Origin of the sequence: Wenyingzhuangia sp. 2_MG-2023 (assembly GCF_030548295.1) — a bacterium.
GTDB lineage: Bacteria > Bacteroidota > Bacteroidia > Flavobacteriales > Flavobacteriaceae > Wenyingzhuangia.
In genome coordinates this window covers 1-19581 of sequence record NZ_JAUOSB010000025.1, presented here as the reverse complement: position 1 = coordinate 19581, position 19581 = coordinate 1, and the positions used below count along the sequence as shown (strand labels likewise).

Sequence of the window (19581 nt, the reverse complement as noted above, 5' to 3'; positions counted from 1 at the left end):
AATTAATTTTGAAATAATTTTGTATATAAATATTGATGTGACAACTGACACAATTCTAATAAATATGCATTCTTACAAGCATTTTTTACTTCTGGAATAGATGACATATCATAATTATTCGTCACATAGTTTAATAATTCTTTTTGTAGTTGATGTGATTTTGTAGGCCCCAAGGTTCCTAATCTAACCACCACACTTAATTGATCTCTAACATTCATAAACACAAACAACTCACAGATTTCTTGAGCCGAAAAACCCAAACTCCCTAAAGAAGCTGCAAACACCACATGAAAGTCCGTATCTATTTTTTTGTACCAATCCAAATGAGGAACATCGTACAAATTCACTAAAATAGACAACCAGTTTTTTCCTAAAACCACTCCCGCTTTTTTTAAAGCAGGATTCAACAACATTATATTGTAATCGTTAGACAAAAGTTCTAATTCTTCAAAAGTTGTAACGGTACATGCTTGTTTTACAAAAGCCAAATCAAACGCATACATTTGATCTATGTACGATTTTAAATACTGCCTTAACTCCTCTACTGTATTGATGAGTTGAGATTTTACAGCATATTCCATTCCATTAGAATAAGCAAATCCCCCAATAGGAAAAGCTGAATCTGCAAAATGCAAAATTTGATATAAATGATAGTTCTTATTTTCTCCCATTAAAACAAATTATACAATTGTGCCAAAGGAACTTTAGTAGCTGGTTCACAAGTTAAATGATGACCATCTATGGTTACTTTATACGTTTCTGGATCTACAGAAATATTCGGAATACAATCATTGTGTTTCATGTCTTTTTTCCCGATGTTTCTACAGTTTTTAATAGCCACTATATTTTTAGAAATATCATATTTTTCTACAGTTTCTACCGCCGTATGTCCTACCAACACAAAAGAAGTTTGTCCTACTGCATTTCCTTTTGCCCCAAACATAGGTCTAGAATACAAAGGCCCTGGTGTTGGAATAGAAGCATTGGCATCTCCCATTTGAGCTTGAACAATGGTTCCTCCTTTGACAATAATTTCAGTTTTAGCTCCAAAAAACTGAGGCTTCCATAAAACCAAATCTGCCAACTTTCCTACCTCAACAGACCCCACTACGTGTGAAATTCCATGGGCAATGGCTGGGTTGATGGTATATTTAGAAATGTATCTTTTAACTCTTAAATTATCATTCTCTTCATCGGTTTCTAACCTACCTCTTTGCTCTTTCATTTTAGAAGCCGTTTGCCATGTTCTGCAAATCACTTCTCCCACTCTACCCATGGCTTGAGAATCTGAAGACACAATAGAAAGGGCTCCTAAATCGTGTAAAATATCTTCGGAGGCAATGGTTTCTTCACGAATTCTACTTTCCGCAAAAGCTACATCTTCAGGAATATTTTTATCTAAGTGATGGCAAACCATTAACATATCTAAATGTTCATCAATGGTATTTACTGTAAAAGGTCTTGTAGGATTGGTAGAAGATGGAATTACATTTGGCTCTCCACACAACATAATAATGTCTGGTGCATGACCACCTCCTGCTCCTTCGGTATGATACGTATGAATGGTTCTTCCTTTAAAAGCCTCTTTAGAAGCTTCCACAAAACCACTCTCATTTAATGTATCTGTATGAATACAAACCTGTACATCTAACTCATCTGCTACAGACAAACAATTATCTATAGCTGCAGGAGTAGACCCCCAATCTTCGTGTAATTTTAAACCACAAGCTCCCGCTTTTACCTGTTCCACAATGGCTTCTGGATGTGAGGTGTTTCCTTTTCCTAAAAACCCAAAATTCATTGGAAATTCATCCGTAGCTTTTAGCATAAACTCAATATGAAAAGCCCCGGGTGTACAGGTAGTTGCATTGGTTCCTGTGGCAGGTCCCGTTCCTCCACCAATAAAAGTGGTGACTCCAGATGCCAAAGCTTCTTCTATTTGTTGCGGACATATATAATGAATATGTGCATCAATTCCTCCAGCAGTTACAATCAATCCTTCGGAAGCTATGACTTCTGTACTAGGTCCTACAATCATTAACGGATGTACATCAGGCATAATGTGCGGATTTCCACCTTTACCGATGGCTACAATATAACCATCTTTAATTCCGATATCTGCCTTTATAATTCCTGAATGATCTATAATTAACGCATTGGTAATAATGGTATCCAAACAATCTTTACGAGTGACGTTTGAGGCCTGCCCCATTCCGTCTCTTAAAACTTTTCCTCCACCAAATTTACACTCATCACCGTAAACTGTATAATCTTTTTCTACTTCAATTTCTAAACCTGTATCTCCTAAAGTGATTTTATCATTTTTGGTAATTCCAAACATTGCAGCATAAGCTTGCTTACTAATTTCTTTTGCCATAATTTCTTATTTTGCTTGTTTGTTAATTCGTTCCATAATGGTTTCTTTAGACACATCGTCTATACAACCATCTACAAAATTGTTTCCTCCGTAGACAATTTTACTTCCGCTAATTTCTACCAATTCCACACTTTTGGTTTCTCCTGGTTCAAAACGAATGGCCGTTCCTGCAGGAATATTTAATCGATAACCAATACTTGCTGCTCTGTCAAATTCCAAAGCCAAATTCACATCAATAAAATTGTAATGAGAACCCACTTGTATAGGTCTATCACCGGTATTTGTTACATGTAATTCTATGGTTTTTCTATTCTCATTTAAAAGAATGACTCCCTCTCCCACTTTTATCGCTCCAGGATTGGCATCAATTACATTGTCTATTTTGATAGATTTTCCTGTTTTTTGCAAACCAGATCCGTACAAAGCCCAGTTGTTATTTAAGTTTTCATCACAAATAGGTTCGTGCACTGTTACCAGTTTGGTTCCATCAGGAAAGGTTCCTTCTATCTGCACATCATGAATCATTTTTTCTACTCCTGGCATGACATCATCACAACCTAGAATTTTTTTACCTCTATCCATTAATTCTACTACAGAAACTCCCTCTCTTATAAATTCTAATAATTGAGTAGATATTAAAGCAATGGTTTCTGGATAATTTAACAAAATACCTCTTGCATATCTTTTTTGAGCCAAAAACCCCGCATTATGGAGCATTAACTTATCTATTTCTTTTGGACTTAAATGCATTTGATTTTAGTTTGATTGTATTTTACAAAAGGACTATACTGATAAATAAGATCTTAATTCATCCATATCTATCTCTTTAGAAGCTCCTTCTTTGATGACTCTACCTCTATCTAAAATATAAAAATAATCGGTTAAGTATTTCGCAAAATCAAACTTTTGTTCCACTAACAAAACCGTCATTCCTTTGTCTTTTACCAACATTTTTAAAACTTCTCCAATTTCCTGAATAATAGAAGGCTGAATTCCTTCTGTGGGTTCATCTAACAGTAATAAAGTAGGATCTCCACACAAAGCTCTGGCAATGGCTAATTGCTGTTGCTGACCTCCACTTAAATTTCCACCCATACGGTTTCTGAATTCTTTTAAAATTGGAAACATAGTATAAATTTCGTCTTCTGGAATTTGTGCTTTTTTGTTTAAGTTTCCTTCTAAACCTATTTGTAGATTTTCGTAAACGGTTAGTTTCGGTAAAATCTCTCTTCCTTGAGGCACATAACCAATTCCATTCCTTACCCTTTTATAGGTTTGTTTTTTATTGATATCATTCCCTTCAAAAGATATAGTTCCTTTAGCTTCGCCTAACAATCCCATAATAGTTTTTAACGTAGTAGATTTCCCCACTCCGTTACGCCCCATAATGGTTGTAATAGTTCCTTTTTTAACCTCTAAATCTACTCCCCACAAAACTTGACTTTCTCCATAAGAAACTTCAACATTTTGTAAAGACAGTGTGTTTTCTTTTGTGTTTTCCATTGCTTCTTCGTTTTTTATGAATGTGCTTGTTGTTGTGCAGAATTTGCGCTACCTAAATAACAATCTATCACTTCTTGATTGTTTCTTACTTCTTGAAAAGTTCCTTCGGTTAACATTTGACCACGTACCAAAACACTTACTTTTTCTATGGCAATTTGTTCTACAAATTTCATATCGTGTTCTATCACAATCACACTGTGCTTTTTACTTAAATCGCACAATAAGTTTCCTGTTTTTTCAGCCTCTACATCAGACATTCCCGCAGCAGGTTCATCAATCAACATTAATTCAGAATCTTGTAACATGACAATGGCAATTTCTAACCACTGCTTTTTCCCATGTGATAAACTTCCTGCAATCATTTGTAAATCATTCACCAAGCCTACTTTTTCTGCCACTTCCATAATTCTATCTTTATCAAAAGAAGCTAACTTGTAAAAATAAGACGTGAATACATCTTTAGGACCATCCAATCCTAATAGTAAATTATCATAGACTGTTAACCCTGAAAAGATAGATGGCTTTTGGAATTTTCTTCCTACTCCCAATTTGGCAATTTCTACCTCTTTTCTACCTAACAATTCTAAACCTTTAAACTTAACACTTCCTTGTTGTGGTTTTGTTTTTCCACAAACTATATCCATAAAAGTAGATTTACCAGCACCGTTAGGACCAATAATTACTCTTAGTTCGTTTTTTCTTATCGAAAAAGCATCTAGGTTTAAGGCGACCAAGCCACCAAACGAAACTTTTAAATCTTTTACTTCTAACATCGCTTTTCCTTTTTAAGCAGTTTTCACAAACATACTGTTCAACTTCTCTTTCATTTGATCTACCAAACCAACAATTCCTTTAGGCAAGTACAGTACCGTAATTACAAACAACCCTCCTAAAATATACAACCAAGAACTTGGCAATACGGTAGTAAACACACTGTACATTAAGTTTAAAACCAAAGCTCCAACAACAGCTCCTTTTAATTTACCTCTACCACCTAACGCTACCCAAATAATCATTTCTATAGAAGCTTGAACATCCATTCTACCAGGAGTAATAATTCCTGTTTGTGGCATGTACAACATTCCTCCTACAGCAGCAACCATAGCCCCTATCATAAAAATAGCCACGTTATAATGTGTTACTTTGTATTTGGTAAAACGCATTCTAGATTCACTATCCCTAATAGCCACCAAGGCTTTTCCAAATTTTGAATTGACCAAGCTATGACAATACCAGTAAATTACACCTAAAGCAACCAAGCTCCACATATACAGACCAAACTTTACCGAATTGTGTCTCAAATCAAATCCTAAAAAGAATTTAAAATCTGTCAACCCATTGGTTCCCCCTAACATCGTTTCGTTTCTACTAAACAATAAAAACATAGCCAAAGCAATAGCTTGGGTGATGATGGCAAAGTAAACTCCTTTGATACGTTTTCTAAAAATGAAGTATCCTAAAAACCCTGCAAACAGTCCTGGCACAAATACAGACAAAATAAGCGCATACCAGAAATTATCAAAAGGAACCCAAAAGAAAGGCAATTCTGTAACTTGATTCCACACCATAAAACTTGGTAATACTTGACCTTCTGGCAAATTACTCAAGGTCATATACATTCCCATTCCGTATGCTCCCATACAAAAGAACAAGGCTTGTGTCATACTTAAAATTCCTGTGTATCCCCAAATTAAATCAACTCCTAAAGCAGCAATGGCCAAACAAAAATATCGTCCCCAAAGTGTTAAGGTGTTAATTGGAACCAATCCCGTGAAATATCCTATTGGCATTAGCAAGGCAAACACCACTATAAAAATTATATATATTTTATTTTTAAACATCTTTTTAGCTTTTAAAATTAATCATCACTATGTCTACCTTTGTCTGGAAACAATCCTTTTGGCTTGTATTGCAAGAAGAAGAAAATGATTAGCAATAAAATTACTTTTCCATACACTGCTTCATAAAAGAATTCAAACACTTTAGACAACACTCCTATTCCCATGGCAGAAATAATAGTTCCTATCAATTTACCAACTCCACCTACTACTACAACTAAAAAGGAATCTACAATATAAGTTTGTCCCATGTTGGGAACTACATTTCCAATCAACGTCATGGCACAACCTGCAACTCCAGCCAAACCAGAACCTAAGAAAAAGGTTAAGGAATCTATTCTTTTTACAGAAACTCCCAAACTAGCACTCATATCTCTGTTTTGAGTTACAGCTCTAATTTTCAACCCTAATTTTGATTTGAAAAACACAAAATACGTTAGCAGCACCATTATAATAGTCAACCCAATAATAAACAATCGGTTGTAGGGCAACATCAATCCAGCAGTAACATCAATCCCTCCTGATAAAATTTCTGGACTTTTGACTGCTGTAACATCTCCAAAAATAGTTCTAGCCAACTGAATTAAAATCAAACTAACTCCCCATGTTCCCAACAAACTTTCTAGGGGTCTGCTGTATAAATGACGGATGACTAATTTTTCTACCAACAATCCAAAACATCCTGAAACGATGAACGACAAGGGTAATGAAAACCAAAAGAACAAATCAAACCAAGACTCTGGTAAAAAACCAATAAAAAATTGTTGTACACTAAAAGCTGTGTAAGCACCAATCATTACAAATTCTCCGTGACTCATATTAATAACTCCTCCTAAACCATAAATAATAGAAAGTCCTAAAGCCACTAATAATAAAATACTCCCTAGACTAATACCACTAAATAAATTTTGAATGATATTGATGGTTTTTTCTCTATTTTCTATGTCTTCAATTATTTTTTCTGCTCTAGATTTCCCTTCAATATTGGTTGTAGCTTCCACGTATTTGGTAAGTGGTTCCAGCATTTGCACATTCACTTCTTGTTCAATAGCCGTTAAGGCTTTGTTTTGTAGATCTACATCGGAACTATTTAACCAAATACTATAAATAGCTTCGTTTACAGCTAACAAAACATCTTGATTCTCTTCATTTATTTTAAGAGAGGTTAAAAAATCGACATCCCTTAAAACACCTGAAGTTTTAAAGCTTCTAAACGACATTTCTCGAACATTTTTATCTGGATGCACTAAGTTGACTTTCTTAGCCAACACATTGAATTGAGTTCTGATTTTTCTTGACAGATTTACCTCTGAAAGCTCTTTTTCTTGAACATTTATAGGCAGTACTTTTGGATATACAGAATAATACAAAGTATCTCCAGGAAATTTAGTCACTGCAGTTTCTTTATAATTGAACAATCTTTTATCTAAGATTGCTGAAATTAAGGGATACGAAACTACATCATCATTTGCTACCATACAATTGGTAACTTGTTTTAGTTGTGTTGCTTCTTTGTGTAAAATAACATCTACACAAATATCCAACGAAATACCACAAGGTTCAATTTCTTGAGCCCATCCCATGAAAATCGTTAAGAATGCAACAAAAATGGAAATTTTATTCTTCATATTTCTTCTGTTATAATTCTATAAAAAAGAACAATCAATCAGCCTTTAACATAAAAAAACACTGACTGATTGATTGTTACTGTTTATTTACTTAGCATATTGACTAAAAGGCTCTGGAACTACCAAACCTTTAGACTCTGAAATGATATCAAATTGACCATCTGCTCTAATTTCACCAATCAATACAGGCTTTGCCAAATGATGATTTGTTTCATGCATTTGTACTTCTCCACCCGGAACATCTAATTTTAAACCAGACAAAGCTGCTATTACTTTTTCTACATCAGTACTTTGCGCTTTTTCTAAAGCTGCTTTGTACAAATAAACTCCAGCATATGACCAGTGAATCGGATCATCTGTAACACGATCTTTACCACCTGGTAATCCATTCTTTTCACAATAATTTTTAAATTTTTCTACAAACTTGTAATTCTCAGCTGTTTTGATAGACTCATAATAATTCCAAGCAGCCAAATGCCCTACTAAAAACTCTGTATCCATAGCTCTCAATTCATCTTCGGCCACAGAAAAAGCCATAATAGGACAAGTAGTTGCAGACAACCCTTGATTCGCAAACTCTTTGTAAAAAGGAACATTACTATCTCCATTTACAGTACTCAACACGCACGCATCTCCTGAAGAAGCAAATCGCTTAATTTTAGATACAATTGTTTGATAATCTTGGTGATGAAAAGGGGTATATTCTTCAATGATGTTTTCAGCAGGAACTCCTTGAGCCAATAAGAAATTCTTTAAAATTTTATTCGCCGTACGAGGGAAAACATAATCAGTACCTATCAAATAGAATTTTTTATAGCTTCCACCATCTTCGCTCATTAAATATTCTGCAGCAGGAATCAATTGTTGGTTTGGTGTTGCTCCTGTATAAATAATGTTTGGTGATTGCTCTTGCCCTTCATATTGAACAGGATAAAACAACAATCCTTTGTATTCTTCGTAAACAGGTAAAACAGATTTACGAGATACAGATGTCCAACATCCAAAAGTCACATCTACTTTGTCTTTGGTTAACAATTCTTTTGCTTTTTCAGCAAACAAATCCCAATCAGAAGCTGGGTCCACAATTACAGGCTCTAATTTTTTACCTAAAACCCCACCTGCATCGTTAATTTCATCTATAGCCATTAAGACTACATCTTTTAACGAAACTTCTGAAATTGCCATAGTTCCACTCAACGAATGTAAGATTCCTACTTTTATAGTTTCATCTGTAGCAGCAACAGCGGTTTCTGTGCTTTTACTTTTTTTAGCATCGCCACAACTTGTCAACATCATTGCTATTGCAAATGCAAAAGCGACAAAATTTCTTTTTTTAAATTTTAAATTTTTCATGTGATTGTATTTTTAGTTTTCGTTTTTTTTAGTTAAAAAATAAATAATTGTACCTGCAGCCAAAGTTGACCATATGTTTTTGTTTGATCGTTCAAACTCAAATCTTGAAATGTTTTTGTAGTTGATGTATACGACAATCTTAAATTTGTATTGTATCCATTAAACCAATAATTCAACCCTCCACCAAGAACTGTTGTTGTATTGTATTTGTCAAAATCACTTGTAGAAATACCTCCTGTTTGCTGATCTTCTGAATTCATGTCTTGTTTTTCATATCTTATCCAAGGCTGTAGTTTTGTATCTTTAAAGTAATATCCTAATTCTAAATACTGTGTACCTTGTGTAGGAATCATCTCTGCAAACGTATAATCCTCTGTTACATCATTTCCTCCTGTTAGATAAGAATATGCACCGTTTAAAGTTACTGAACCTAAAGTTCCTACAGGCATGTCTAAAAACACATCTCCTCCAATAGCTGTATAACTACCTTGTGTATCTACACCTGCACCAATAGATAATGTTTTTCCGTTTCCTAAGTTAGTTCCTGAATAGTAAAAAGATTTATCCTTGTCAAATACATTGTACACCAATCTACCCACAGTTCTTAAAGGAGACTCATCTGTTCCTGCAAAAGAAGTTCTACCTGAAAAGAACCCTAAACGATATTCTAATTTTTCATTTGCTAAAAAACCTCTAAAATTCACTCCTAAATCACGTCCTAAATTATTTTGTAATGGACTGTTTGGATGCAAATTGTAAGGATATTGATAATAAGTAAAGTCATTTGCCATCAATCCAGCAGCTCCTTGTAACCCATTTCTATTGTGTGATACCAATTGTAAACCTCCAATTACAGAAAACTGATCGCTAAAAACATGTTCGTACTGAGCATCCAAAATCATTGGAGTAATTCTAGTACTCTTGCTACCTGTAATGTCATTTGCTCCATTGACAGAAGTTGTTAGTTCCGTTTCCATAAAGAAATTCCCTTTTTTAGATAATTGAGCTCCAATTAGAACTCTACCTCTATACACAGTAAAATCCGACTCCCAATCACTTGCATCTGACAAACTTGGATCTCCTCCAAATGCAAAACCTTTTTGCTGCATACCCGCATACATGTGAATAATTCCCCCAACATGAATTGACGGCTTGAATACCTCTTCTGGTTTAATAGAATCCATCAATTTTACTTCTGCTTGAATTTCAATACTTTTATCTAATACCGTTTTTATTGGGTTTTCAGCAAAAGCTAGAGAAGAGATCAAAAGACCCGTTCCAATGAATAATAATTTTAATGTTTTCATAAGTTTTTATAGTTGATGTTGATTAAGTTAAAATACGTAAGTATGTCGCGACACTACTTAAATTACTTACGTACACAAATCTATAAATTTACTTGAACGGTGTGCAAATTTTTTACAACAAAGCGATTAAAACATGCAAAAACCTATTACAAACCACTTAAAAAACTACGTAAAAACAATTTTTAAACTTATTCTGAAATTACCTAAGTAATACTGACTTCAAAATTTCTTCTCTCTTATTTTCTTTTTCCAAATCACAATCAAATAAAGCAGTATAAAAAACTTTATAAAACAAAAAAACCTCAATCTTAGAATACTAAGATTGAGGTTTTCACATCAATTTATTCGACAAAAACTACTGTCTTAAATTTTCAAAAACTTATTTTTTCTCTAACGACTTATATAAGTTCTCTAAAGTAGCTTTAATTCCTTCATCTGGCTTTAATTCATTTGCTTTTTCAAATGCAGGAATTGCTCTTGAGTACATTTCTTTGATTTTTGCATCTATCTCATTGTACTTCTTTTTATTTCTTAAATTCTCATTCAATTCATTGATCAAATCTCTCTCATCAGCAAGGATTAGCAATGCTTTGTTGATATATGCACCTCTGTACTCAGGATCAATCTCTATCGCTTTATCATACGCTTCTATCGCTTTTTCTTTCTTTCCTAAATCTTGACTTATCACTCCGTAGTTAAACCACAAGTCTCTATTACTAGCATCCAAAGCAAAAACCTCTTCTAAAGATTTCAAATAAGCTTCCTTATCACCTGTACCATAAACTACAGCAGCATAATCTTCAAAGAATTTTACTTTTGCAGGAAACTCTTTTTTAGCATTGCTTAGCACCTCTAAGGTTTTCTCACTATCTCCTTTTTGATGGTATATTCTAACCAATGAATTGTAATAATCTACTCGAGTTTTGGTTTCTATTTTTAAATCATCTGGCTTTTCATGTGTTTTACGTTTCACAGCTAAATCTCTAGATTCTTTCTTAAAAAACTCATCTACACGCTTTGTATGTTTATTAGTCGCATTATAAGACATATCACCTGTGTCTAACTTCAACAATTGATGTAAAACTTCAGCAATTTTATCATTGTCTTTGGCATTTTGATAGCAATACAACACCATTCTTAAAACATCTCTTCTTTCCGGAACTGTTTTGTAATACTTTTCATAAACCTTACCTGCCTCTATATAATTGGTTTTCGCTAAAGCTTTTGTAATTTCAGAAAAATAGGAATCATTGATGATATTGATATAACTAATTGCCTTATCAGAATAGTCATCTTGTCCCGATTTAACTTCAATCGCTAAAACATGATAAAATTCTTTAACGGCTTTGTCAAAATTATTTTTATTGCTTTTCCCGAAAAAATTCTTTCCTCTTAAAAAATAATAATAAGATTCATATTCTGTACCCACAACAGCATCTTTCTGCTCATTTAAAGCATTAAAAGCTGCTCCTGTTTTAAAAGATTTTACTAATTTTTCAGCCTTTTTCAACTCTTTTTTTTGAGCAAGTGTCGAAAAAGAAATCCCTATACTCAAAATCAATATTATTATTTTTTTCATTGGTAATAATTTATTTATTCTTTATTTGTATCTACGTTAGTTTCGTCTGTGCTCTCAACAACATCCTCCGCCTCTATTTCTACATCTTCATCATCCTTCATTACTTTTGCTACAGCTGCAATAGAATCGTTATCACTAATATTAATCAATCTAACTCCTTGCGTAGCTCTACCCATTGTTCTTAGCTGTTCAACTTCCATACGAATTGTAATTCCAGACTTATTGATGATCATCAAATCATCTTCATCCGTTACATTTTTAATAGAAACCAATTCCCCTGTTTTATCAGAAATATTTAATGTTTTCACACCTTTACCACCTCTGTTTGTAATACGATAATCTTCTAATTTAGAACGTTTTCCATATCCTTTTTCAGAAACAACCAATATTTCACTCTCCATATCATCTACAGCAATCATACCAATTACTTCATCCTTATCATGCGCAAGTGTAATTCCTCTTACTCCAGATGCAGTTCTACCCATTGGTCGTGTTTTTTCTTCTTCAAAACGAATGGTTTTACCAGATTTTAAAGCCAACATTACTTGACTTGTTCCATTGGTCAATTTTGCTTCTAACAACTCATCCCCCTCTTTAATGGTAATTGCCTGAACTCCATTGGTTCTTGGCCTAGAATATTGCTCTAACAATGTCTTTTTAACTTGACCTTGTTTAGTCGCCATAATCACATAATGACTATTGATGTACTCTGTATCTTTTAAATCTTGTGTTACTAAGAAAGCTTTTACTTTATCATCATTTTCTATGTTGATTAAGTTTTGTAGCGCTCTACCTTTAGACACTTTAGTTCCTTCTGGAATTTCGTATACACGCATCCAGAAAACTTTCCCTTTTTGAGTAAAGAACATCATGTATTGGTGGTTGGTCCCTACAAATAAGTGCTCTAAGAAATCTTCGTTTCTGGTAGCCACACCTTTTTGTCCTTTTCCACCTCTATTTTGTGTTTTGTATTCTGACAATGGAGTACGTTTTACATACCCTGCATGAGAAATTGTTACAACTACCTTAGAATCTGGTATCATATCTTCAATTCTCATATCACCTCCTGCATACTCAATAATTGAACGTCTTTCATCACCGTATTTTTCCCTAACAGCAATCAATTCATTCTTAATTATTTCCATTCTTCTTGGCTCATTTGCCAAAATATCTTTCAAATCAGTAATCAACAACATGATATCATCATATTCTGAACGCAATTTATCTTGCTCTAATCCAGTCAACTGACGCAATCTCATTTCAACAATCGCTTTCGCTTGAATTTCAGTCAATTCAAAACGAGCCATTAATTTTTCACGAGCTTCATCACCGTTTTTAGAGCCTCTAATAATTGCAATTACTTCGTCAATATTATCTGATGCAATGATCAATCCTTCTAAGATATGAGCTCTTGCTTCTGCTTTCTTTAAATCAAACTCAGTTCTACGAGTCACAACCTCATGTCTGTGCTCCACAAAATGATGGATCAAATCTTTTAGGTTCAACATCTCTGGTTTTCCATTTACCAAAGCAATGTTATTTACACTAAATGATGTTTGTAAAGAGGTATATTTGTATAATTTGTTTAAAACAATGTTTGGAATTGCATCTTTCTTTAAGACATACACAACACGCATTCCTTTACGGTCAGATTCATCACGAATGTTTGCAATTCCTTCTAACTTTTTCTCATTGACTAATTCAGCAGTTTTTTTAATCATTTCTGCCTTATTCACCAAATAAGGAATTTCGGTAACCACAATACAATCTCTCCCTTTAATTTCTTCAAAAGAGGCTTTGGCACGAATGACGATTTTCCCTCTACCTGTATGAAAAGCATCTTTTACTCCTTCATACCCATAAATAGTTCCTCCTGTAGGAAAATCTGGTGCTTTGATGTATTCCATCAAACCATCAATATCAATATCTCTATTTTCTATATAAGCTGTAATCCCATCAATCACCTCTGTTAAGTTGTGAGGAGCCATGTTGGTGGCCATACCTACTGCAATACCTGAAGCTCCATTTACCAACAAGGTTGGAATACGAGTAGGCAATACCGTTGGTTCGTTCAAGGTATCATCAAAATTTAGACGATAGTCAATCGTTTCTTTTTCAATATCCGACAACATTTCTTCAGATATTTTTTGCATTCTAACCTCCGTATAACGCATTGCTGCCGGACTATCACCATCAACAGAACCAAAGTTCCCTTGTCCATCAACCATCATATAACGCACACTCCAATGTTGAGCCATACGCACCATTGAGTCATATACCGATGTATCACCGTGTGGGTGATACTTTCCTAATACTTCTCCTACTATTCTTGCAGATTTTTTATAAGCTCCAGTTGATTTTATACCCAACTCATGCATTCCAAAAAGAACTCTTCTATGTACAGGCTTTAACCCATCTCTAACATCTGGCAAAGCACGTGACACTATTACAGACATTGAGTAATCAATATATGCAGATTTCATCTGCTCCTCAATATTAATCGGAATCAGCTTTTCTCCTTCAATCATGTATATTATTCTTAAGTTATATTTTTATTATCAACATAGCAATTTACACCTTTTCATCGATTTTACAAGTTGATTAGAGGGGTTATTTAAGTACAAGTTATCAACATTCACCGCTAGACTATACTTAGCTTTTTATCTGTTTTAACAACATACCAAGATCGCAAACAACTGAATTACAACCATTTAAAATCAAGACATTTTGTCTTGTTCAAACAATGGCAGGTTATTTGTAAATTATCTAAAAAAAATCTACTAAATTTACGTAGAACCTAATCTAAAAAACGATAGAATATGGATGATAATTTCTCACAAGAAGTAAAAGATGTGATTGGTTTCAGTAAAGAAGAGGCTATCAGACTAGGTCATGACTTTATTGGTACCGAACATTTGGTGTTGGGTATTATTCGAAATCAAACTAGCAAAGCTAACGATATGTTAACTGCATTAGATGTCAACCTTGAGTATTTAAAACACAAGGTAGAAGCGTTACATCCTATTTCTAGCTTACCAATTCCAGCAGGTGACCGAAAAAATTTGCACCTAACCAAACAAGCCGAAAAAGCATTAAAATCTACTTTTTTGGAAGCTCGATTGTATAACAGTACAACTGTAGATACAGCACTATTATTACTATGCATATTGCGTAACGACAACGATCCTATTACCAAAATATTGGACAAATTACACGTAAATTACAATGATGTAAAATCGTTGTACAAACAACTAAGCCAAGGAGATGACGAAGAAAGTCTTGATGAAGCTATAGAAGATACTTTCTCTGATCCAATCAGTGAAAGTTCTCAAGATTTTTCTGGTGGAAACACGGGTTCTTTTGAAAGAAGTCAACCACAACAAAACAGTCCTAACAAAAAATCTAAAACTCCAGTTTTAGACAACTTTGGTAGAGATTTAACATTTCTTGCAGAAACAGACAAGTTAGATCCTGTAGTAGGACGTAACGAAGAAATTGAACGTGTTTCTCAAATTTTGAGTAGACGTAAAAAGAACAACCCAATGTTGATTGGTGAACCTGGTGTAGGGAAATCTGCCATTGCTGAAGGTTTGGCATTACGAATTGTACAACGTAAGGTTTCTAGAATTTTATTCAACAAACGTGTGGTTTCTTTAGACTTAGCAAGTTTAGTTGCTGGCACTAAATACCGTGGTCAGTTTGAAGAACGCATGAAAGCTTTGATGAATGAGCTAGAGAAAAACGATGACATTATTTTGTTTATTGATGAAATTCACACCATTGTTGGAGCTGGAGGAGCAACCGGTTCTTTAGATGCTTCCAACATGTTAAAACCTGCATTGGCAAGAGGTGAAATTCAATGTATTGGTGCAACAACTTTAGACGAATACCGTCAGAATATTGAAAAAGATGGTGCTTTAGAGAGGCGTTTCCAAAAGGTAATTGTAGAACCTACAACCGAAGAAGAAACAATTCAGATTTTGCACAATATCAAAGGTAAATACGAAGATCATCACAATGTTACTTTTACAGATGAAGCTATTGTGGCTTGTGTAAAATTAACAAACCGTTACATGACCGACCGTTTTTTACCCGACAAAGCTATTGATGCCTTAGACGAAGCTGGATCTAGAATTCACATTACAAATATTGTGGTTCCTAAACAGATTATTACGCTAGAAGCAGAGTTAGAAAACATCAAAGAGAAAAAAACAAAAGCAGTCAACGGACAAAAATACGAAGAAGCTGCCAAGTTAAGAGACGATGAAAAAAACATGGAAGCTGCATTGGCTTCTGCTCAACAACAGTGGGAAGAGGCTTCTAAACTGAATAGAGAAACTGTTACCGAAGAAAATGTTGCTGAAGTTGTTTCTATGATGACTGGAATTCCTGTAAACAGAGTTGCCGAAGCAGAAAGCAACAGACTGAAAGAATTGCCAAATACCATTAAAGGAAAAGTAATTGGTCAAGACGAAGCTGTGGCTAAAGTAATCAAAGCAATTCAACGTAACCGTGTGGGACTAAAAGATCCAAACAAGCCGATTGGTTCGTTCATCTTTTTAGGACAGACAGGTGTTGGAAAAACTCAACTAGCAAAAATACTGGCTTCTGAAATGTTTGATTCTGACGATGCGTTAATTCGTATTGACATGAGTGAGTACATGGAAAAATTTGCCATTTCTAGATTGGTAGGAGCACCTCCTGGTTATGTAGGTTATGAAGAAGGTGGTCAATTGACCGAAAAAGTAAGAAGAAAACCTTACTCTATTATCCTTTTGGACGAGATTGAAAAAGCGCATCCTGATGTATTTAATATGCTTTTACAAATTTTAGACGATGGATACGTAACCGATAGTTTGGGTCGTAAAATTGATTTCAGAAACACCATTATTATCATGACTTCTAATATTGGAGCTCGCCAGGTAAAAGACTTTGGTGCTGGAGTTGGGTTTGGAACAGCCTCTAAAACGGCACAAGCTAACGACCATATTAAAAGTGTGATTGAAGGTGCTTTGAAAAAATCTTTTGCTCCTGAATTTCTGAACAGGATAGACGATGTTATTTTATTCAATGCTTTAGAACGTACAGATATTCATAAAATTATTGACATTGAATTGTCCAAACTTACCAAACGTATTAGTGGTTTAGGATACACTTTGGTTCTAAGCGATGAAGCTAAAGATTACATAGCAGAGAAAGGCTTTGATCAAAAATATGGTGCTAGACCTCTAAAAAGAGCAATTCAAAAGTACATTGAAGATGCTTTGGCCGAAGAAATTGTCAACTCTAATTTGGGAGATGGAGATTCTATTCACATGAATTTCGACAAAGAAAAACAAGAACTGACCATTTCTATAGAACACCCTATAGACAATGAAACAGAATAAATAAAAAAAGGATGAACTTAACAGTTCATCCTTTTTTTTATAAAATAACATCTCTTAGTTTGACACCTACTTTTTCTAAAAAAGGAAGTGTTGCTACTTTTGTACTATTTTTTAATAATTGTTCTTTTTGTTGTTTTGTAAGTAAAACTTCAGCTTGCTTTGTTATTATCAAAGTATTTTCTACTAACTTCATATTTAAAACTCCCTTTTCTACTTGTTCTTTTGTAACTAAAATCACATCAAGGTGATTCAATTTTAACAGAGAAAACAAATCTTTTCTAGTCTTTTTATCTTTTATAAAATCTAAACAAAGTAACAATGTATTCCCTGTAAATAGGGCTATATCACTAGTTAAAATATCATTAGAAATTTCAAAACTAAAAGGAGTCAGTTCAAAATCTTCGCAATATTCTTCAAACAAAGATTCATCTGTAAAATCATTAATACCACACAAAGCTATTTCTGAATCTGAATGTACAACCAAACTACTAGCTCCATAAAAATAAACTTGTTCATCAGCTGCTTCTGTATAATCTACAACTTCTTTGTTCTTTGTTTCCAAGACAAGATCAATGCTTTCGTAAAAATTAGATACGTTTTTCACAGGCGAAACCGCTATATTATCTTTGTTTTCAAAAAACAAGTCTGAAAGAACAATAGGCTTCTTATCAACACCAAACAATTCTAACACCTCAAAATCACCTAGTTTATTTAAAACTTCAAAATCTCTCTGCAACAATTCTTTTTGAGTATTGGGCAAATATCCTAAGGATTTTCCAAAATCCCAATTTCTAAAATCTACTAATATCATTTATACTTTTTTTATCACATAAGTTACAATTCCCCAAATCACCAATTCTTGATCATCTTCTACTTTTATTTCTGAAAATGATTTGTTTTCTGGAACCAAATATACAGCTTCACGGGTAACTCTTAAACGTTTTACGGTAAACTCACCATCCAACATACAGACAGCTATCTTATTGCTCTGAGGCTCCAAACTTCTATCAATCACTAATAGATCCCCATCAGACATTCCTGCATTTATCATAGAATCACCATCCACTCTTGCAAAGAAAGTAGCTGTTTCATTTTTAATCAGCTCCTTGTCTAAAGAAATTCTTTTTCCTTCAAAATCTGCTGCTGGAGAAGGAAATCCCGCTTTAATTCCTTCTTCTATAAAAGGTAATTCTATAAAACCTTCTGATTCATATTTATAAAAAGTCAAATTCATCATCTACAGTTTACCTTAATGATATCGTTTATATTTGTAGTATATTGGGGAGACAAATGCTCTTGTCTCATTTTCCAAGTTTGTTTTATATCCTGATTCGCTAACTTAAGTTTTCCCTTTCCTAATTTTTCATTCATCTCATCCATAGTGTGCATTAACAACCTATGTTTGGGGTTTTCATCTGCAAACAATCTAGTTTGATGCATATTTGCAGGTTTGATAGAAATCAAAACAACTCCAGCCTTTTTGTATGCATAACCTTCTTTAAAAATATCACGTAATTTTAGTAGTACCTCTTTTGTAATAGTAATACTAGAGCTTGTTTCAAAACCAAAATGCACCATTGCACTCAATTTAACGTATTCTTTTCCGTAGCTATTTGATCTTAAAAAAAGATATGCACCACCGCACTCACTCTTCTGTTTTCTTAATTTCTCAGCACAACTATTCGCAAATGTAGCCACACGTTCTTCTATTTCCTTTAAGTCCGACAATGCTTTAGGAAAACTTCGAGTTGTCATTATCGTCAATTTGTCTCCCTCTTTTTCAGCTGCGATTGTGGGCTTACCTTCTAAATCATGTTTCAACCTTAAACCAACTACCGAAAAACGATTTCTTACCAATTCATCAGACAACAACGTATAGCCATAAGCTTTGTCAATACTCATTACCTCTAATTGTTTGCTCAACCTTCTACCTATTCCCCAAACATCACTAATATTTGTCCATTGCAATGCTTTCACTCGCTGTTCTTCCGTTCCTATCACATAAACATGATTCGTTTTCTCAGGGAATTTTTTCACAATATTATTTGCTATTTTAGACAATGCTTTACTTTTTGCAATCCCAACACTAACGGGCAAACCTAACTGACGTAATATTTCTTTCTGAATTTTTTTTCCTATCAACATTGCCTCCTCCTCAGTTTTACCATGCAACCTAAAAAAAGCTTCATCTATAGAATAAGGTTCCAAAGCATCTACATATTGTTCAATAATTGTCATTACACGAGAACTCATATCACCGTATAGCGAATAATTAGATGAAAAAACATGTATTCCGTAGGCTTTAAATTTCTGCTTATATTGAAACGCTACCGCTCCCATCGGAATATCATCAAAAACTTTAGTCTCATTACTACGTGCTATTACACAACCATCATTATTAGACAAAACTACAATTGGTTTTCCTTTTAATTCAGGTCTAAAAGCACGTTCACACGAAGCGTAAAAACTGTTGCAATCTACTATTCCATACATATACCAAAGATACCGATAAAGATGTTATTCATCTGCACTATTCTTCTTTGGGCGTTTCCCCTTTGATTCGGGGTCGTGCTATCACTACTCGCTTTTTGTTTTAGGCAATTCAAAGA

General features: G+C 34.0%; 15 protein-coding genes. 1 reads left to right on the top strand and 14 read right to left on the bottom strand.

What is annotated here, in order from left to right:
• Nucleotides 1-2: 2 nt before the first annotated feature.
• From Q4548_RS15465 to gyrA, 11 genes are all read right to left on the bottom strand, one after another.
• Nucleotides 3-671: an urease accessory protein UreF gene (locus Q4548_RS15465; protein WP_303456577.1), complete on the bottom strand. Its 669-nt coding sequence runs from the start codon at nt 669-671 to the stop codon at nt 3-5.
• Entirely contained in the window at nt 671-2377 is a 1707-nt protein-coding gene (ureC, locus tag Q4548_RS15460) for an urease subunit alpha (RefSeq protein ID WP_303456575.1), read from the bottom strand. The genes Q4548_RS15465 and ureC overlap by 1 nt, the downstream gene beginning before the upstream one ends.
• 6 nt (nt 2378-2383) lie before the next feature.
• Nucleotides 2384-3127, bottom strand: a complete 744-nt coding sequence (ureA, locus tag Q4548_RS15455; protein WP_303456572.1) for an urease subunit gamma — start codon at nt 3125-3127, stop codon at nt 2384-2386.
• 33 nt (nt 3128-3160) lie between these two features.
• Nucleotides 3161-3880, bottom strand: coding sequence for an urea ABC transporter ATP-binding subunit UrtE (urtE, locus tag Q4548_RS15450; RefSeq protein ID WP_303456570.1), 720 nt, complete (start codon nt 3878-3880; stop codon nt 3161-3163).
• Between the two features lie 14 nt (nt 3881-3894).
• On the bottom strand, nt 3895-4653 hold the full coding sequence (gene urtD, locus Q4548_RS15445) for an urea ABC transporter ATP-binding protein UrtD (RefSeq protein ID WP_303456568.1): 759 nt from the start codon (nt 4651-4653) through the stop codon (nt 3895-3897).
• Nucleotides 4654-4665: 12 nt separating this feature from the next.
• On the bottom strand, nt 4666-5721 hold the full coding sequence (urtC, locus tag Q4548_RS15440) for an urea ABC transporter permease subunit UrtC (RefSeq protein ID WP_303456565.1): 1056 nt from the start codon (nt 5719-5721) through the stop codon (nt 4666-4668).
• 17 nt (nt 5722-5738) lie between these two features.
• Complete coding sequence (gene urtB, locus Q4548_RS15435; RefSeq protein WP_303456563.1) at nt 5739-7346, bottom strand: urea ABC transporter permease subunit UrtB; 1608 nt, start codon at nt 7344-7346, stop codon at nt 5739-5741.
• A gap of 87 nt (nt 7347-7433) precedes the next feature.
• A complete protein-coding gene (gene urtA / locus Q4548_RS15430; protein ID WP_303456561.1) occupies nt 7434-8699 on the bottom strand; it encodes an urea ABC transporter substrate-binding protein in 1266 nt (421 codons plus the stop codon).
• A gap of 32 nt (nt 8700-8731) precedes the next feature.
• Complete coding sequence (locus tag Q4548_RS15425; protein ID WP_303456558.1) at nt 8732-10006, bottom strand: hypothetical protein; 1275 nt, start codon at nt 10004-10006, stop codon at nt 8732-8734.
• A gap of 379 nt (nt 10007-10385) precedes the next feature.
• Nucleotides 10386-11585, bottom strand: coding sequence for a lipopolysaccharide assembly protein LapB (locus Q4548_RS15420; protein WP_303456555.1), 1200 nt, complete (start codon nt 11583-11585; stop codon nt 10386-10388).
• 14 nt (nt 11586-11599) lie between these two features.
• Nucleotides 11600-14113, bottom strand: a complete 2514-nt coding sequence (gyrA, locus tag Q4548_RS15415; RefSeq protein ID WP_303456552.1) for a DNA gyrase subunit A — start codon at nt 14111-14113, stop codon at nt 11600-11602.
• Between the two features lie 291 nt (nt 14114-14404).
• Between gyrA and Q4548_RS15410 the strand changes: the two genes are divergently transcribed.
• Nucleotides 14405-16972, top strand: coding sequence for an ATP-dependent Clp protease ATP-binding subunit (locus Q4548_RS15410; RefSeq protein ID WP_303456550.1), 2568 nt, complete (start codon nt 14405-14407; stop codon nt 16970-16972).
• Nucleotides 16973-17009: 37 nt separating this feature from the next.
• Here Q4548_RS15410 and Q4548_RS15405 read toward each other — a convergent pair whose 3' ends face one another.
• The 3 genes from Q4548_RS15405 to Q4548_RS15395 are packed head-to-tail and all read right to left on the bottom strand — an operon-like array spanning nt 17010 to nt 19465.
• Nucleotides 17010-17783: an arginine deiminase-related protein gene (locus Q4548_RS15405; RefSeq protein ID WP_303456547.1), complete on the bottom strand. Its 774-nt coding sequence runs from the start codon at nt 17781-17783 to the stop codon at nt 17010-17012.
• Nucleotides 17784-18206 (bottom strand): LexA family transcriptional regulator, encoded by a 423-nt coding sequence (locus tag Q4548_RS15400; protein ID WP_303456544.1) that lies wholly within the window; start codon nt 18204-18206, stop codon nt 17784-17786.
• Complete coding sequence (locus tag Q4548_RS15395; protein ID WP_303456541.1) at nt 18206-19465, bottom strand: Y-family DNA polymerase; 1260 nt, start codon at nt 19463-19465, stop codon at nt 18206-18208. Before Q4548_RS15395 ends, Q4548_RS15400 begins: the two co-directional genes overlap by 1 nt.
• Nucleotides 19466-19581 lie beyond the last annotated feature (116 nt).

What these genes read in the sequence shown, in the direction of transcription:
- Q4548_RS15465 (WP_303456577.1), bottom strand. Translation starts at nt 671, where the DNA reads ATGGGAGAAAATAAGAACTATCATTTATATCAAATTTTGCATTTTGCA.
- ureC (WP_303456575.1), bottom strand. Translation starts at nt 2,377, where the DNA reads ATGGCAAAAGAAATTAGTAAGCAAGCTTATGCTGCAATGTTTGGAATT.
- ureA (WP_303456572.1), bottom strand. Translation starts at nt 3,127, where the DNA reads ATGCATTTAAGTCCAAAAGAAATAGATAAGTTAATGCTCCATAATGCG.
- urtE (WP_303456570.1), bottom strand. Translation starts at nt 3,880, where the DNA reads ATGGAAAACACAAAAGAAAACACACTGTCTTTACAAAATGTTGAAGTT.
- urtD (WP_303456568.1), bottom strand. Translation starts at nt 4,653, where the DNA reads ATGTTAGAAGTAAAAGATTTAAAAGTTTCGTTTGGTGGCTTGGTCGCC.
- urtC (WP_303456565.1), bottom strand. Translation starts at nt 5,721, where the DNA reads ATGTTTAAAAATAAAATATATATAATTTTTATAGTGGTGTTTGCCTTG.
- urtB (WP_303456563.1), bottom strand. Translation starts at nt 7,346, where the DNA reads ATGAAGAATAAAATTTCCATTTTTGTTGCATTCTTAACGATTTTCATG.
- urtA (WP_303456561.1), bottom strand. Translation starts at nt 8,699, where the DNA reads ATGAAAAATTTAAAATTTAAAAAAAGAAATTTTGTCGCTTTTGCATTT.
- Q4548_RS15425 (WP_303456558.1), bottom strand. Translation starts at nt 10,006, where the DNA reads ATGAAAACATTAAAATTATTATTCATTGGAACGGGTCTTTTGATCTCT.
- Q4548_RS15420 (WP_303456555.1), bottom strand. Translation starts at nt 11,585, where the DNA reads ATGAAAAAAATAATAATATTGATTTTGAGTATAGGGATTTCTTTTTCG.
- gyrA (WP_303456552.1), bottom strand. Translation starts at nt 14,113, where the DNA reads ATGATTGAAGGAGAAAAGCTGATTCCGATTAATATTGAGGAGCAGATG.
- Q4548_RS15410 (WP_303456550.1), top strand. Translation starts at nt 14,405, where the DNA reads ATGGATGATAATTTCTCACAAGAAGTAAAAGATGTGATTGGTTTCAGT.
- Q4548_RS15405 (WP_303456547.1), bottom strand. Translation starts at nt 17,783, where the DNA reads ATGATATTAGTAGATTTTAGAAATTGGGATTTTGGAAAATCCTTAGGA.
- Q4548_RS15400 (WP_303456544.1), bottom strand. Translation starts at nt 18,206, where the DNA reads ATGAATTTGACTTTTTATAAATATGAATCAGAAGGTTTTATAGAATTA.
- Q4548_RS15395 (WP_303456541.1), bottom strand. Translation starts at nt 19,465, where the DNA reads ATGTATGGAATAGTAGATTGCAACAGTTTTTACGCTTCGTGTGAACGT.